This window comes from Paeniglutamicibacter sp. NPDC091659, from assembly GCF_044756805.1.
In the GTDB taxonomy this organism is placed as follows: Bacteria; Actinomycetota; Actinomycetes; order Actinomycetales; family Micrococcaceae; genus Paeniglutamicibacter.
The window spans coordinates 38760-52621 of the sequence record NZ_JBIVTO010000004.1 but is presented as its reverse complement, the minus strand read 5'-3'; the positions used below and the strand labels follow the sequence as shown (position 1 = coordinate 52621).

Genomic DNA, 13862 nt, shown 5'->3' with positions numbered 1-13862 from the left:
GTTGGTTGTTCACTTTCTGCGGCGAACTCCCGGCGGACACGCAGGACAACGGATGGAACCTGCATCCAGCAGCCGGGCACCGGTTGAAAGCAACAGGCCGACGAAGGCCTACGGAGTCTCGCCGATTGCCGGGGTGCGCGCCGGGTCAGATGAATACTGCGACCACGAGCCCGGGAAAAGCGCGGCCTTGATGCCGATGGTTTCCAAAGCCAGGATCTGGTGTGCCGCGGTGACTCCGGAGCCGCAATAGGCAGCCACCGGCGCTCCCCCGGCCGCAACGCCCAACCGCGCGAAACGTTCGGCCAACTCTGACGATTCCAGGAACCTGCCGTCTGCGCCCAGATTTTCGGTGGTCGGGTTGCTCAGCGCGCCGGGAATGTGGCCCGCGCGTGGGTCGATGGGTTCGGTGGCACCGGTGTAGCGTTCGAAGGCGCGCGCATCAAGCAACGCGCCAGGAAAATGCTCGGCCTGGTCGATGTCGATGGTCGGCAAGGCGCCCCAGCCCAGCTCCACTGTCCCCACAGTCGCCGTGTGTTCGCCTTGTTCGAGGGGATATCCGGCGCCGGTCCAGGCGTCCAGCCCTCCGTTGAGCACGCGTACGTTCTCGAACCCGGCATGACGCAGCAGCCACCAGGCGCGGGCGGCCGCAAGCGCGCGCGTTGCGTCGTAGACGACGACCTGCGAGTCCGGATTGATGCCCCAGCGTCGTGCGGCGGCCTGGAATGCCCCGGCCGTTGGCAGCGGGTGGCGGCCGGACTCCGGCGTCGGTTCCGCCGCGAGCTCATGGTGCAGGTCCACGAACACCGCCCCGGGCAGGTGCCCGTTCAGATAGTGCGCGTGCCCGTTCGGGTCGTCCAAGGCCCACCGCACATCGAGCAACACCACGTCGCCCGGTGCAGCGAGCAACGCGTGCAATTCCTGTGCCTCGATCAGCGGGTGCAGTGCCATGGACGATCTCCTGAACGTGTGAAAATACCTGCGGTCACCACGACTCTACCGGTGCCGGGACGCCCATTCGCGCCATCCGGCCGGGTATTTGGGTAGGGTGGAAGCGTGGACAAAACACCCCTGATTTCGCTGCCCGAGCCCTCCTCCTCCCGTGCGTGGGTCGATGCGGCGGTGCGCACCATCGACGCCGAATCCATGCGTTCGGCGGACACCCACCTGCACAGGCTCGAGCTGCCCCGCGAATGGGGCATCGACCTGTACCTCAAGGACGAGTCGACGCACCGCACCGGAAGCCTCAAGCACCGGCTGGCCCGCTCGCTCTTCCTCTACGGCCTGGTCAACGGCTGGATCACCGAAGGAACCACGATCGTGGAAGCCTCCAGCGGTTCCACCGCGGTCTCCGAGGCGTACTACGCCAAGCTGCTCGGGCTGCCGTTCATCGCCGTCATGGCCGCAAGCACCAGCCGCGAGAAGATCGCGCTGATCGAGGCCACCGGGGGCACCTGCCACCTGGTCGAGAACCCGTCCGCGGTCTACCAGGTGGCCGAGCAGCTGGCCGCGGAGACCAACGGCCACTACATGGACCAGTTCACCTACGCCGAGCGGGCCACGGACTGGCGCGGCAACAACAACATCGCCGAGTCGATCTTCGAACAGCTCGCCATGGAGGAACACCCGATCCCGTCGTGGATCGTGGTCGGCGCCGGAACCGGCGGCACCTCGGCAACCATCGGCCGCTACGCGCGCTACCACCGCCACCCCACCCGGCTGGCCGTTGCGGACCCGGAGGGGTCGGCCTTCAGCGCCGCCTGGCACGCCTGGGACGCGGGCACCGACCCGGCGCTGGCCACGGGCCGCGCCAGCCGCATCGAGGGCATCGGCCGGGCCCGCCCGGAACCGAGCTTCGTGCCCTCGGTCATCGACTTCATCGCCACCGTGCCGGATGCGGCCTCCGTGGCCGCGATGCGCCACCTGCAGGATTTCGCCCACCTGTGCGCGGGTCCGTCCACGGGAACCAACCTCTGGCTGGCCTGGCAGATCATCGCCAACATGCGCGCCAAGGGCGAGCGCGGCTCGGTTGTCACGCTGCTCTGCGACAACGGGGACCGCTACGCCGCGTCCTACTACAACGAATCCTGGCTTGACGGTGCCGGGCTTGACCCGGCACCGTACGCCGGACGGATCGAACGCCTGCTGGAAACCGGCATCTGGGGCTAACCCGCCGGCGATTCGATCCCGCCGGCACCGATGCGCAGCGGCGTCTGGAAGACCCGTTGCAGGCAGGCTCCGCTGCCAGAACTTTCCAGGCGGCCCTCCACCGTGCCGCGGACCGGGCCGAACCCCGGAGCCGAGGCTTCGACGTCGATAGGGCCGGGTCCGAAGTCCCCGGTGGCCCAGTAGCCAACCAGCGTCCCGTCGGGCACTGCCAATGCCGAACACGGGGTGTCGCCGTTCGCAGATGCCGCCGGGGAACAACCCGCATCCACACTGGTGCTGCCGGGAACCACGACGATGTCCTGCCGGTGGCAGGTTCCGTCCTGGCAGGCCTTCAGTTCGACGTATTCCAGTGCAACGGCCGGCGCAACCCCGGCTTCCACCACCACGGGGAATCCTTCCAGCAAGGCCAGCTCCGGGCATGCGACCCCGGGTTGGCCGGCGCACCCGGAGGCCAGCAGCAGGACGCCGCCCAGCGCTGCCGCCGTGGCCCACCGCCGCCGTGCGTCCATGCGCGCCGCCCCGCTTCCGGGCCCGCTAGCTGTCCAGCGACACGGGTTCGCCGTCGGCAATCCGCCGGTAGGACAGCCCGTGTTCGTTGGCCACCCGGGTCAGGTGCCCGTCCATCATCGCCAGGCCGCGGGCGTTGAGCAGCCCGTCGTGGATCGGATAATTTTGCGCGGCGCCCACCGCGATAAGGAAATCGATGGTCTCGCCGATCTTTGCCCACGGAGCGTGTGCGGGAATGAGCAGCGTTTCCACGTCGATGCCCTCGGGCACGTGGTAACTGTCCCCCGGGTGGTAGAGCCGACCATCGACGAAGTACCCGAGGTTGGCAACCCGCGGGAGCGCCGCATGGATCAGCGCGTGCTCGCCGCCGTGGGCCGAGACCTCCAGGCCGGCAACGCTGAAGGACTCCCCCGCTGCCACCGCGTGGATGCGCGCCGTCGCATCGGCCACCCCGGCGGCGACGGCAGCCTCCAACACCCGCGCCGCCACCGACGCAGGCGCGTGGAGGCTCATGTCCGGACGGTTTTTCAGCGTCTCCACCACGGGCTCGAGGTCCAGGTGGTCGGCGTGCTCGTGGGTCACCAGCACGGCCTCGACCCCCTCCAGCGCTTCGGCCACCGGGTTGAAGTTTCCCGGGTCGATCGCCAGGGCCCTGCCGGCGGATTGGATGCGTACACATGCATGGGAGAACTTTTGCAGATCCATGGTGCCACCCTAAATGCGGGGGCCGCGTTCGCACCAGCACCCGACCCGACCGGAACAAGACGCCCACTGGTAAACTTGGGGAGTCATCGGTGTTTTGTTGCCGCGCCGTTTCCGGCGCCCATGACGCCCACCGACGATGTTGTGCTGATCTATAGGAGTGCTTCCACCCATGACCAATCCCACGACCGAGCGGCGCGGTTCCGAGCAGCGCGTCACCAAACAGCGCCTGGCGGTTGTCGCGGCCCTGGGCCAAGTCGACGACTTCGTGACGGCCCAGGAGCTCCACCGCTGGCTCGTCGACGAGGGCGACAAGGTCTCGCTGGCAACCGTCTACCGCTTGTTGCTGTCCATGGCCGAGGACGGCCTGGTGGACGTGCTGCGCAGCGCCGACGGCGAGTCCATGTACCGCCAGTGCCAGGCCGAGCACCACCACCACCACCTGGTGTGCCGCACCTGCGGCAAGGCCGTCGAGGTCGAGGCGCCCGCCGTCGAGCAATGGGCCGCGCGCGTGGCAGCCGAGAACGGCTTCACCGATCCCACCCACACCGTGGAGATCTACGGGTTGTGCCCCGCCTGCTCTGCGGCCGTCCAATAGCACCAAGCGCCAGCGGCAATCCGGCCGGTCGCAAGACCGCCACACATCTTAAACGCCTCGGGCGGAACCCCATCCTGTGGATGGTGTTCCGCCCGAGATCGTTAACGGTCCGGTCTGGCCGGCGGGACCCTGCTAGGCCGCCAGCGCCGCCGTCTTGAGGTGCCGCACCCGGTCGCGGCGCCAGGCGATCAGCCGGCAGACGACGTAGATGAGGAACGAAATCGTCGTCACGTAGGGGCTGATCGGCAGGCTGCCGGCCAGTGCCAGCAGGATGCCGCCCACCACGGACGTCACCGCGAAGAACACCGAAAGGCTCACGGTGATGACCGGGTTTGCGCTCACGCGCATGGCCGCGGCGGCCGGGGTGATCAGCAGGGAAAGCACCAGCAGCGAACCAACGACCTGGATGGACAGAGCCACGGCCAGGCCGAGCACCAGCATGAAGGCCACCGAAAGCTTCGCGGCGGGAATGCCGCGGGCCGTCGCCACCGCCGGGTCCACGCTGATGAAGGTCAGCGGGCGCCACATGGCAACCAGCGCGATGAGCACCACCACGGAGCAGACGGCCAGCAGGCCCAGCTGAACCTGGTCGACGGCCACGATCTGCCCGGTCAGCAGCCCGAACTTGTTGGCGCTGCGCCCCTCGTAGAGGGCCAGGAAGAGGATGCCCAGGCCAAGCCCGAAGGGCATGAGCACCCCGATGATGGAGTTCCGGTCCTTGGCCGCGGCGCCCATCATGCCCAGCACCAGGGCTGCGACAACCGACCCGATCAGCGAACCGAACACCACGTTCGCGCCGATCAGCAGCGCAAAGGCCGCACCGGCAAAGGAAAGCTCGGCGATGCCGTGCACCGCGAAGGCCATGTCGCGGAGCATCACGAAGATGCCGATCATGCCTCCCACCAGGCCCAGCAGGGCGCCGGCGATCAGCGAATTGGTGACCAGCGGCAGGATTTCGGCGTAGTCCTGGAAGCTGAAGACCGTGTTCCAGATATCTTGCAGATCCATGCGCTCAGGCTCCTGCCGTCGGGTGGGTGTGGCTGACGTTCTCGGGCATGCCGACCACCACGATGCGGCCGTTGGATTCGAAGACCTCGATCGGGCTTCCGTAGAGGTCCGAGAGCACGTCCGATCGCATGACCTCGGCGGGGGTGCCCACGTGGAAGCGGCCGCCCGCCAGGTACAGCACCCTGTCGACGTATTGCAGGATCGGGTTGATCTCGTGGGTCACGAACACCACGGCGGACCCGCGGTCGCAGGCCTGGCGGTGGATCAGCCCGGAGACCGCCTGCTGGTGGTGCAGGTCAAGGGAGAGCAGGGGCTCGTCGCAGAGCAGCAGCCGCGGGTTGTCCGCCAGTGCCTGCGCCGCGCGCAGCCGCTGCTGCTCGCCGCCGGAAAGCACCCCGACGGGCCGGTCCGCGTAGGAGGAGGCCCCGACCAGTTCAAGCAGCTCGTCGACGCGCTTGCGGATGGCCTTGCGCTTGATCCTGATGCCCCAGTGGTGGCCGTCGATGCCCAGCGCCACCAGGTCGCGGGCGCGCAACGGGGTGTTCTCGGCAAAGGGACGCTGCTGCGGGATGGTTCCCACCAGGCGCGAGCCACGGGTCGCGGGCTTCCCCGCCACCTCGACGGTTCCGCCGGAGAGCTGCTGCAGCCCCAGCAGGGTCCGCAGCATCGTGGTCTTTCCGGATCCGTTGGGACCCAGCACGGCCAGGAACTCGCCCGGCGCAATGTCGAGGTTCAACCCGTCCCAGAGCAGGCGGTTCCCGAAACTCAGCGAGGCATCGCGCAGCCGGACGACGGGTTCGATCAAAGGGTCACTGGTTTCCAAGGGCCACCTCGAGTTGTTGCACGTTTGAATCCATCCAGGAAATGTAGTCCTGCCCCGGGGGCAGTGTTTCGGTCATGCTGATGATCGGGACGCCGGCTGCCTCGGCGATCGAGCGCACCTTGTCCGTCTGCGGTCCCGAGGTCTGGGTGTTCAGCGCCAGCAGCGCATACTCCCTGTTGACCAGGCCGTCGTTCAGGCGCTTGAGCAGCAGCGGGGACACGTCGTCGCCGGATTCCATCGCGGCACTGAAGCCGGAGGGCGTCGCGTCCTTCAGCCCGGCCTCGGTGAGCAGGTAGTAGGAAACGGGTTCGGTCATCGCGAACGTCTTGCCCTCGGCGGCGGGCCGCAGGGCGTCGATGCGTCCGGCCAGGGAATCCACCCGGGCTTCGAAGGCGTGCGCCGCGGCTTCGAACTCGGCGGCCTTCTCGGGCTTGAGCGACGCGAACTTGTCGGCGAGGCCCTCGGCCAGGGCGCCGACGGTGTGCACGTCGTACCAGACGTGCTCGTTGGGGCCCGAGTGGTCGTGCCCGGCGTGGGATCCCCCGGCGGGTTCGGCAGCCTCTTCCTGCACCTCCGCCTCGGCATGCTCGTCGGCTTCCGCATGCTCGTCGTGGCCCTCGTGGGAGTCGGACCTTTCGGCGAAGTCGACGGCATGCATGATCGCGCCCGGCGGCAATTCCAGCCCGCCGGCCAGCGATTCCATGAACGGGTCGTAGCCGTCGCCGTTGGCGATGATCACGTCCGCCTTGGACAGGGCGAGCATGTCCCGGGCAGTGGCCTCGTAGGAGTGCGGGTCCTGCGAGGTCTTGTCGACGATCGCCTTCACCTCGACGTTTTCCCCGCCGACGGCGCGTGCCACGTCGGCATACACGGAGGTCGAGGCGACCACGTTAAGCACGGAGTCCCCACCGCCGGTCCCGGCGGCGCCTTCGGCCGGCGCCGTGGTGGCGCAAGCGGAAAGCAACAATGCCGAGACGAGGACGGTGAGGACGCTCAGTGGTCTGCGCATGCGGTGTTCGCGGGCCCTTTCGGAGGAAGCTGGAACACCAGACTATCTCAAATGCGAGTCATTCGCATTATTGGGCGCTCCGGTTCTCGCGCCGGATGCCGCGCTTCTGGTTCTGGTCGTCGATCTCGCCGACCAACTGCTCCAGCACGTCCTCAAGGAACAGGACCCCGAGCGTGTTTCCGGACGGATCCACCACTCGGGCCAGGTGCTCGCCGGCGGCGCGCATCTGTTCCATGGCGTCCTCGATCTCGGCGCCGGGGGCCACCACGCCCATGGTGCGCAGCTCGACGTTCGACACCGGCTCGCGGTACTGGGAATCGGGCAGCGACATGACGTCCTTCAGATGCCAGTAGCCGACGAAGTCGTTGCCGTCGCTGATCACGATGCGGGAGAACCCGGTGCGTCCCACGGTGCGCTCGAACTGCTCCACCGTGGCCCCGAGCTCCAGGGACACCACGCGGTCGCGCTTGACCATGGTGCCCTCGGCCGTGAGGTTGGAGAACTCCAGCGCCTTGGACAGCCGCAGCGCATCCTCCTTGTGCATGGCCCCGGACTTCGCGGAGCTGGCAATGATCGACTGCACCTCCTCGGCGGTGAACGCGGAGGTCACCTCGTTCTTGGGCTCGACCTTCATCAGGCGCAGGAACGCGTTGGCGATCGCGTTCAGCGAGACCACGACCGGGTGCACCAGCTTGGCCAGCAGCAGCAGCGGGCCGGCCAAGACCAGCACGGCCTTGTCCGCCATGGACACCGAGATGTTCTTGGGGACCATTTCGCCGAAGGTCACGTGCAGGAACGTGACGATCAGCAGCGCAAAGATGAACGCGATGGTTCCTGCCAGCGCCTCGGGTATGCCGACGAATTCCAGCGGCACCACGAAGAGGTGGTGGATCGCAGGCTCGGCCACGTTGAGGATCAACAGTGAACAGACGGTGATGCCCAACTGGCAGACGGCCAGCATGAGGGACACCGATTCCATGGCGCGCAGCGCACGGATGGCGCGCTTGTCGCCGGCATCGGCCAACGGTTCGATCTGGGAACGGCGCGCCGACATGACGGCGAATTCCGCCGCCACGAAGAACGCGTTGCCCAGCAAGAGGATGACAAGCCAGAAGATTCCCGCCCAGTCGCTCATGCGCCCGCCTCCGAATCCTCATCGGGGCTGATGGTGACAGCCTCGTCGTCATCGGGGTTGGCGCGCGGCGTGAAGTGCAGCTCCGCGACGCGGCGCCTGTCCAGCGCCGTGACAACGAAGGTGCCGCCTTCCGTGGCGACCTCTTCGCCCACCGACGGGATCCTGCCGAGTTCGGCCATGACAAATCCACCCACAGTTTCGTAGGCGGCATCCTCGGGGATTTCCACCTCGCCGATCAGTTCATTGACCTGGTCGGGGCGGAACATGCCCGGGATCATCCAGCTTCCGTCCTCGAGCTGGCGCACCTCGGGCAGCGCCGAGTCGTGTTCATCCGCGACTTCGCCGACGATTTCCTCGATCAGGTCCTCCAGGGTGACCATTCCGGCGGTTCCGCCGTACTCGTCAAGCACGATGGCCATCTGCAGGTTGGCCGAGCGCAATTGCACCAGCAGGTGGTCAAGGTGCACGGTCTCGGGCACAAAGATCACGGGGGTCTTGTTCTCGCCGACTTCCTTGCCCTCGCGCTTGTCGCGCGGGATGGCGATGATGGTCTTCACGTGGCAGACGCCCTTGATTTCGTCGCTGGACCCGTCGGTGACGGGGAAACGCGAGTATCCGGTCTCCTTGGCCAGTGCGATGAGGTCCTGGACGTGGGCGTCGTGTTCGATGGTGCGCATCTTGGTGCGCGGGGTCATCACGTCGGCCGCCGAGCGGTCGGAGAAGCGCAGCGTGCGGTCCACGAACAGCGCGGCGTCCTTGTCAAGGGTTCCGAGCTCCGCGGAGCGGCGCACCAGCGAAGCGAGCTCCGCCGGGGAACGGGCGCCGGAAATTTCCTCCTTGGCCTCCAGACCAAAGAGGTGCAGCACCTTGTTGGAGAACCCGTTGAGCATCACGATGGCGGGCTTGAAGATCGCGGTGAAGACCAGTTGGGGGCGGGCCACGGCGCGGCCGATGTGGAAGGCCTTGGCGATCGCCAGGTTCTTCGGCACCAGTTCACCGATGACCATGGAGAGCAGCGTGGCAAGCACCATGGCGGTGACCAGGCTGACAGGAACCGCCGAGTCCCCCAGGCCCGCTGCATGCAGGGGGCCCTGCAGCAGCTTGCCAACGGAGGGTTCCATCACGTAACCGGTCAGCAGGGTGGTCATGGTGATGCCGAGCTGGCAGGAGGAAAGTTGCGTGGAGAGCGACTTGAGGCAGCGAAGCAGTGCTTCGGCCTTCTTGTCCCCGTCCTTCACGGCCTTTTCGACGGTGGCGGGGTCAAGGGCAACCAAGGAAAACTCGACTGCGACGAAGAAGCCCGTGCCAAGGATCAGCAGGAGGCCGACGACCAGGAGTAACCATTCCATTTAGTGTTTCACCGCCCCGGCGGCGGTAGTGCACTGGCGCATCAGCGATGGCGTGCAGTGGTTCTTATGCTTTGTCTGCGCCGGACTAGAAGGCTCCGATGCTGATGCAGAACTGGGCAAACATTGACGTATATGGCCGGCACCGCGTGTATTCACGACTGGCCGGCACAGAGAGTGGCTGTCCATTATGGATTCAGTCTAACCGAACCCCGACCTGCATTCGCCCGAACCGACGCGGAAACAATCCCTGGCCATGCGACCTTCGAAGAGGTCCCGCCCCTGCTCCGGCGCCGTGACGGCGCAGGACGGCCCTCCCTGGACTGTGGGGCCCGCGACACGCCGTAGCCCCGACCCTCATCTTCGGCCCGGCCGGGGCCATTCAACACGCCGGCCGCTGCTGGCCAGGCACCCTACAAGCTTGTCCCGCTCCTTGCTGACGTGGGGCGAAACCGGGCATTGATGCCGCGCACGGCATCGGGAGGAGACGTGCGCCCGAGATCCCGCCCGGACCGCCCCGGCGCCGGATCCGACCGCTTGGCGCAACTGGCGTGTGATGCCCAACTCAATGATTCCCATCTGCGGGTCAATAGTCACTAGACTACTTAGCAGGTCTAGAACTATGCCCTCGTGATGGTTAGTGTCACGGCGGCGCTTGGACAAACGGAAATCAGGGAAGAGGCGTAATACCGTGCCAGATCAATCGCACCACCGACTCACCGAAGAGTTCGGCGGGAACGAATGGCTAGTCGACGAGCTGTATCAGCAGTTCCTCAAGGACAAGAACTCGGTAGACAAGAAATGGTGGGACATCTTCGCGTCCCTCAATTCGGATCAGGCAAGTGCCTCCGACGTCCCGGCCCCCGCGGCTCCGGCCGCCGCGCCAGCGCCTGCTACCAGTGCACCGACGGGAACGCCCCGTGCGGCCACCCAGGCCCGCATCGTGGACATGACCGGCTCCACTGCCAGTTCCTCCGCTGAATCCTCCACGGCCACCCCTGCGGCTGCCGCAGCCCCCCGGGTGCCTGCGGATCCGGCCCCGATAACCAAGGCACAGCCGATCCCGGCACAGCTGCCGAAGACCGCGGTTCCCGCGGCCACCGGCGAGGAAAAGCGCACCCCGCTGCGCGGCCCGGCCAAGGCCATCGTCACCAACATGGAGCAGAGCCTGACGGTTCCGACGGCGACCACCGTGCGCGCCGTGCCGGCCAAGCTGCTCATCGACAACCGCGTGGTCATCAACAACCACCTCAAGCGCGCCCGCGGCGGCAAGATCTCCTTCACCCACATCATCGGCTTTGCCGTGGTGCGGGCACTGAAGCTCTTCCCCTCGCAGAACGTCACCTACGCCGAGATCGACGGCAAGCCCGTTGCCATCCAGCCGGGCCACGTGAACTTCGGCATCGCCATCGACATGCCCAAGCCGGACGGCTCGCGCATGCTCGCCGTGCCGAACATCAAGGCCGCCGAGACCCTGAACTTCAACGAGTTCTGGGACACCTACGAAGGCCTGATCAAGCGCGCCCGCGCCAACAAGCTCACCGCGGACGACTACGCGGGCACCACCGTCTCGCTGACCAACCCCGGCGGCATCGGCACCGTTCACTCGGTCCCGCGCCTCTCCAAGGGCCAGGCCACCATCGTCGGCGTCGGCGCGCTGGAATACCCGGCGGCCTTCCGCGGTGCGGCCGAAAAGACCGTCGCCCTCCAGGGCGTCGGCAAGGTCATCACGCTGACCTCCACCTACGACCACCGCGTCATCCAGGGTGCCGGCTCGGGCGAGTTCCTTCGCCTGATCGAGTCCCTGCTGCTGGGCGAACAGGGCTTCTACGACGAGATCTTCGAAGCGCTGCGCATCCCCTACGAGCCGGTCCGCTGGGCAGTCGACAACCAGGTCGACGTCGAGCTCCAGGTCAACAAGATCGCCCGCATCCAGCAGCTGATCCACTCCTACCGCGTGCGCGGCCACCTGATGGCCGACACCAACCCGCTGGAATACGTCCAGCGCCGCCACCCGGACCTTGACATCCAGACCTACGGCCTGACCCTCTGGGACCTGGACCGCGAATGGGTCACCGGCGGCTTCGGCGGCAAGGACCGCCTGTTGCTGCGCGACATCCTCGGCGTGCTGCGCGATGCCTACTGCCGCACCACCGGCATCGAGTACATGCACATCCAGGATCCGGTGGAACGCAAGTGGTTCCAGGACGAGCTGGAGCACAAGTACTCCAAGCCGACCCGCGAGGAACAGTTCCGCATCCTGGGCAAGCTGAACGCCGCCGAGGCGTTCGAGACCTTCCTGCAGACCAAGTTCGTCGGCCAGAAGCGCTTCTCCCTCGAGGGTGGCGAATCCCTGATTCCGCTGCTTGACGGCATCATCTCCGACGCCGCCGACGAGGGCATCGACGAGGTCGGCATCGGCATGGCCCACCGCGGCCGCCTGAACGTGCTGACCAACATCGCCGGCAAGACCTACGCACAGGTCTTCCGCGAATTCGAGGGCACCGCGACCCCGGGCTCGGTCCAGGGCTCCGGCGACGTGAAGTACCACCTGGGCACCGAGGGTTCCTACACCTCGGACTCGGGCAACCAGACCCGCGTCTACCTGGCCGCCAACCCCTCGCACCTCGAGGCCGTCGACCCGGTGCTCGAGGGCATCGTGCGCGCCAAGCAGGACAAGTCGGATTCCGCCGACTACAACGTGCTTCCGATCCTGGTGCACGGCGACGCGGCCTTCGCGGGCCAGGGCGTCGTCTCCGAGACCCTCGCGTTCTCGCAGCTCCCGGGCTACAAGACCGGCGGCACGATCCACGTGATCGTGAACAACCAGGTCGGCTTCACCACCGCCCCGACCTCCTCGCGCTCCTCGGTGTACGCCACCGACGTCGCCAAGCAGGTCCAGGCACCGGTCTTCCACGTCAACGGCGATGACCCGGAATCCGTGGTGCGCATCTCGCAGCTGGCATTCAAGTACCGCCAGCGCTTCAACAAGGACGTCGTCATCGACCTCGTGTGCTACCGCCGACGCGGCCACAACGAGGGCGACGACCCGTCGATGACGCAGCCGATGATGTACAACCTGATCGAGGCAAAGCGCTCGACCCGCAAGCTGTACACCGAGGCCCTCGTCGGCCGCGGCGACATCACGCAGGACGAGGCCGACCAGGCATTGCGCGACTACCAGGAACGCCTGGAGCGCGTCTTCGCCGAGACCCACGCGGCCCAGACCTCCCCGATCCCGGTGATCACCGCCGGCACCTCCGCCGTCAACGACCTGGAACTGCCCGCAGCCCAGCGCGACGACGAGGCCGCCCCTGTCAGGGAGAACCCGACGCGGATCAGCGCCGAGACACTGGCCCACATCGGTGCCGCACACGTGGCGATCCCGGCCGACTTCACGGTGCACCCGAAGCTCAAGGTGCTGCTGGAGCGCCGCGAGAAGATGAGCCGCGAGGGCGGCATCGACTGGGGCATGGCTGAAATCGCCGCCTTCGGTTCGCTGTCCATGGAAGGCGTGCCGGTTCGACTGGTGGGCCAGGATTCGCGACGCGGCACCTTCGTGCAGCGCCACGCGGTCTTCCACGACCGCCTCAACGGCGACGAGTGGTACCCGCTGCTGAACCTCTCCGAGGACCAGGCACCGCTGGCGATCTACGACTCCCTGCTCTCCGAATACGCCGCGCTCGGCTTCGAGTACGGCTACTCGGTGGAACGCCCGGACGCCCTGGTGCTCTGGGAGGCGCAGTTCGGCGACTTCGTCAACGGCGCGCAGACCGTGATCGACGAGTTCATCTCCTCCGCAGAGCAGAAGTGGGGCCAGCGCTCCTCGCTGGTCATGATGCTTCCGCACGGCTACGAGGGACAGGGCCCGGACCACTCCTCCGCCCGCATCGAACGCTTCCTGCAGATGTGTGCCGAGCAGAACATGGTCGTGGCCCAGCCGTCCACCGGCGCCAACCACTTCCACCTGTTGCGCCGCCAGGCCTACGCCCGTCCGCGCAAGCCGTTGGTCATCTTCACCCCGAAGCAGCTGTTGCGCCTGAAGGCCGCGGCTTCCTCGGTGGAGGACTTCACCACCGGCACCTTCCAGGAGGTCATCGCGGACACGGCCAACCTGAACCCGGCCGACGTCGATCGCGTGCTGCTGGTTTCCGGCCGCCTGTACTACGACCTGGCCGCGGCCCGCACCAAGGCCGAGGACACCAAGACGGCGATCATCCGCGTCGAGCAGCTTTACCCGCTGCCCGCCGAGGCGATCGCCGCCGAGCTGGCCAAGTACCCGAACGCCGAGGTCCTCTGGGCGCAGGACGAACCTGCGAACCAGGGCCCGTGGCCGTTCGTCGGGCTGAACCTGCCGGGCGAGCTGAACAAGCACATCCGCCTGGTCTCCCGCAAGGCCTCCGCCGCCACCTCGACCGGCACGCACAAGCGCCACGAAGTGGAGCAGGCCCAGCTGATCACCAAGGCCTTCCAGCGCTAGAACGCCGGATGGCACCGGTGAAACGGTGAATTGACAGTGCCTCAGGGGCGGGACGCGACAGTGTCCCGCCCCTGAGGCACTTAACCGA

At 67.0% G+C, this 13862-nt stretch carries 11 protein-coding genes; 3 read left to right on the top strand and 8 right to left on the bottom strand.

Annotated features, from left to right (window positions below):
* Positions 1-108: 108 nt before the first annotated feature.
* Positions 109-948: a sulfurtransferase gene (locus ACIQLF_RS09280; RefSeq protein ID WP_400297184.1), complete on the bottom strand. Its 840-nt coding sequence runs from the start codon at positions 946-948 to the stop codon at positions 109-111.
* Between the two features lie 195 nt (positions 949-1143).
* On the opposite strand from ACIQLF_RS09280, the gene ACIQLF_RS09275 reads away from it, so the two are divergent.
* Positions 1144-2166, top strand: a complete 1023-nt coding sequence (locus tag ACIQLF_RS09275) for a PLP-dependent cysteine synthase family protein (RefSeq protein ID WP_400297740.1) — start codon at positions 1144-1146, stop codon at positions 2164-2166.
* On the opposite strand, the gene ACIQLF_RS09270 is transcribed toward ACIQLF_RS09275, so the two are convergent.
* A complete protein-coding gene (locus tag ACIQLF_RS09270) occupies positions 2163-2675 on the bottom strand; it encodes a hypothetical protein (RefSeq protein WP_400297181.1) in 513 nt (170 codons plus the stop codon). The genes ACIQLF_RS09275 and ACIQLF_RS09270 overlap by 4 nt on opposite strands.
* A gap of 25 nt (positions 2676-2700) precedes the next feature.
* Positions 2701-3378: an MBL fold metallo-hydrolase gene (locus ACIQLF_RS09265; protein ID WP_400297178.1), complete on the bottom strand. Its 678-nt coding sequence runs from the start codon at positions 3376-3378 to the stop codon at positions 2701-2703.
* 169 nt (positions 3379-3547) lie between these two features.
* On the opposite strand from ACIQLF_RS09265, the gene ACIQLF_RS09260 reads away from it, so the two are divergent.
* Positions 3548-3973 (top strand): Fur family transcriptional regulator, encoded by a 426-nt coding sequence (locus ACIQLF_RS09260; RefSeq protein WP_400297175.1) that lies wholly within the window; start codon positions 3548-3550, stop codon positions 3971-3973.
* Between the two features lie 132 nt (positions 3974-4105).
* On the opposite strand, the gene ACIQLF_RS09255 is transcribed toward ACIQLF_RS09260, so the two are convergent.
* From ACIQLF_RS09255 to ACIQLF_RS09235, 5 genes are all read right to left on the bottom strand, one after another.
* Positions 4106-4981, bottom strand: a complete 876-nt coding sequence (locus tag ACIQLF_RS09255) for a metal ABC transporter permease (RefSeq protein WP_400297173.1) — start codon at positions 4979-4981, stop codon at positions 4106-4108.
* Positions 4982-4985: 4 nt separating this feature from the next.
* Positions 4986-5783: a metal ABC transporter ATP-binding protein gene (locus tag ACIQLF_RS09250; protein WP_400297737.1), complete on the bottom strand. Its 798-nt coding sequence runs from the start codon at positions 5781-5783 to the stop codon at positions 4986-4988.
* A gap of 7 nt (positions 5784-5790) precedes the next feature.
* Entirely contained in the window at positions 5791-6813 is a 1023-nt protein-coding gene (locus ACIQLF_RS09245) for a metal ABC transporter solute-binding protein, Zn/Mn family (RefSeq protein WP_400297170.1), read from the bottom strand.
* Between the two features lie 67 nt (positions 6814-6880).
* Complete coding sequence (locus ACIQLF_RS09240) at positions 6881-7948, bottom strand: hemolysin family protein (protein WP_400297168.1); 1068 nt, start codon at positions 7946-7948, stop codon at positions 6881-6883.
* The gene (locus tag ACIQLF_RS09235; RefSeq protein WP_400297165.1) at positions 7945-9297 is read right to left on the bottom strand and encodes a hemolysin family protein; all 1353 of its coding nucleotides are present in this window, start codon (positions 9295-9297) and stop codon (positions 7945-7947) included. Before ACIQLF_RS09235 ends, ACIQLF_RS09240 begins: the two co-directional genes overlap by 4 nt.
* Before the next feature lie 688 nt (positions 9298-9985).
* Between ACIQLF_RS09235 and ACIQLF_RS09230 the strand changes: the two genes are divergently transcribed.
* On the top strand, positions 9986-13774 hold the full coding sequence (locus tag ACIQLF_RS09230) for a multifunctional oxoglutarate decarboxylase/oxoglutarate dehydrogenase thiamine pyrophosphate-binding subunit/dihydrolipoyllysine-residue succinyltransferase subunit (protein ID WP_400297162.1): 3789 nt from the start codon (positions 9986-9988) through the stop codon (positions 13772-13774).
* Positions 13775-13862: the final 88 nt, after the last annotated feature.